This window comes from Archangium sp., from assembly GCF_036389735.1.
Lineage (GTDB): Bacteria > Myxococcota > Myxococcia > Myxococcales > Myxococcaceae > Archangium.
Genome location: NZ_DASVWK010001094.1, coordinates 1 through 2,009, shown reverse-complemented (window position 1 = coordinate 2,009; position 2,009 = coordinate 1). Strand labels below are relative to the sequence as shown.

The following is a 2,009-nucleotide window of genomic DNA, read 5'->3' as shown; positions in this document are numbered from 1 at the left end:
AGATTCACTCGCCGCCCCTGCGCGAGCGACGGGAGGACCTGCCAGCGCTGATCGACGCCTTCCTGAAGGAGGCGTGCGCACGCAACGGGCGCCGGCCGCTGACGCTCTCGCCCGAGGCCCTGGCAGTGATGGCCGCCTACGACTACCCGGGCAACGTGCGCGAGCTGCGCAATCTGGTGGAGCGGCTGGCCATCCTGTGCGAGGGCCCCATCGTCACCGGCCCCGAAGCCGCCGAGATGCTGCCGCGCGGCAAGGGGCTCGTGCTTCCTCCACCGGCTGCGGCCCACGCCTCCAGCGCTCTCCCGTCGACTCCCGCCCCGGGGGCTCCAGTTCCGGCGGTTCCCGCTCCCGCCAGCGGCTTCCGCCCCCGGGTGGATCGCACCTTCCGCGAGCAGGTCGAGGACGCCGAGCGGGAGATCATCCTCCACACGCTCGCGTACACGCAGGACAACGTCACCGAGGCGGCACGGCTGCTCGACCTGGAGCGCGGGCATTTCTATAAAAAAATGAAGGCCCTGGGGCTCAAGCGCGGGGCGGAGAAGGAACCGACATCTGGTGGAGGTGAGGCATGATGGGCACACGTGGAACCGCGTTGGGTTGGACCCTGGTGCGCGTAGCGTTCGGACTGCTGCTGGCCTTGCTGCATGGGCTGCCGAAGGCGACGGGGGACATGAACCGCTTCGCCGAGGGCGTGGCGACGATCGGCTTCCCCTTCCCCCTCTTCTTCGCCTGGTGCGCGGTGTTGTCGGAGCTGGTGGGCGGCCTGCTGGTGGCGGTGGGCCTCTTCACCCGACCGGCGGCGGCCATGGCGGCCTTCACCATGATGGTGGCGATCTACCGCAACCGGGCCAACCCCTTCGAGCGCATGGAGCTGGCGCTGCTCTACCTGGCGGTGATGGTCGCGGTGCTGCTCATCGGCGCTGGCCCGTACAGTCTCGATGCCCGGGTGCGCCGCCGCCCCTGACGTGCGGTGAGGCCCGCGTCGAGGGGCTGCGGTAGGCTCTCCGCCCTTCTCAGCGGAGGCCCACGTGAGCCAGAGGTTGCACCGTCGCACCATCCTGAAGTGCATCGCCGCCGTCGCCGCCAGCACCGCCTTCGGCTGTTCCCGGGACGAGGAATCTCCCACCCCCAGCCTGGAGTACTTCCCCCAGTCCGTCGCGTCCGGAGATCCACGCTCGGACAGCGTGGTGCTGTGGACGCGCGCCGTGGACTCCTCTCGCGCTGGCGCGGCCACCCCGCTCAAGCTCGAGGTGGGCACGGAGGCGGAGCTGCGCACACTCGTGCTCGAGCAGGACGTGCGGGCCCTGCCCGCGCATGACCACACCCTCAAGGTGAAGGTGACGAACCTCCAGCCGAGGACCACCTACTACTACCGCTTCACCTACGAGCGGGACGGCCAGCGGTACGCCTCGCCCGTGGGCCGCACCCGCACCGCGCCGGCCTCGGGCCAGGACGTGCCCGTGCGCTTCGTCTTCGCGAGCTGCCAGGACTTCATCGGCCGCTACTACAACACCTGGCAGTACCTGCTGCAGCGCGACGAGGATCTCGATTTCGTGGCCTTCCTCGGCGACTACATCTACGAGACCACCGGCGACCTCTCCTTCCAGACACCCGATGAAAACCGCGCGGTGCGCTTCAGCGATCCCGGCTCGGCGCTCCCGCGGGGCTCGAGCACGCGGCAGTACCTCGCCGCGGCCTCCGTCTCCAACTACCGCGACATCTACCGGACGGTGCGCTCGGACCGCGTCATCCAGCGGATCCACGAGCGCTACCCCTTCATCTCCGTCTGGGACGACCACGAGTTCTCCAATGACAGCTGGGGCTCGCACGCGACGTACTCGGACGGGCGCGTCGAGGAGCGCTCGGACGAGCGCAAGCGCAACGCGGAGCAGGTCTTCCACGAGTACCTCCCGCTGGACACCACCGACTCGGGCGCGGGCACCATCGACGTGGACAGCGTGCCCCGCTTCCCCGACACCCGCATCTACCGGGACTTCGACTACGGCAAG

3 protein-coding genes are annotated in these 2,009 nt (G+C 69.4%); all 3 read left to right on the top strand.

All coding sequences use genetic code 11. The features are described from left to right. Window positions 1-572 (top strand): helix-turn-helix domain-containing protein (locus VF794_RS39355; protein ID WP_331118784.1); only part of this gene is annotated, 572 nt, incomplete at its 5' end. Then, window positions 569-964, top strand: coding sequence for a DoxX family protein (locus tag VF794_RS39350; protein ID WP_331118782.1), 396 nt, complete (start codon window positions 569-571; stop codon window positions 962-964). The genes VF794_RS39355 and VF794_RS39350, both read left to right, overlap by 4 nt. A 64-nt stretch (window positions 965-1,028) precedes the next feature. Continuing rightward, window positions 1,029-2,009: alkaline phosphatase D family protein (locus tag VF794_RS39345; RefSeq protein WP_331118780.1), on the top strand; the 981-nt coding region annotated here is incomplete at its 3' end.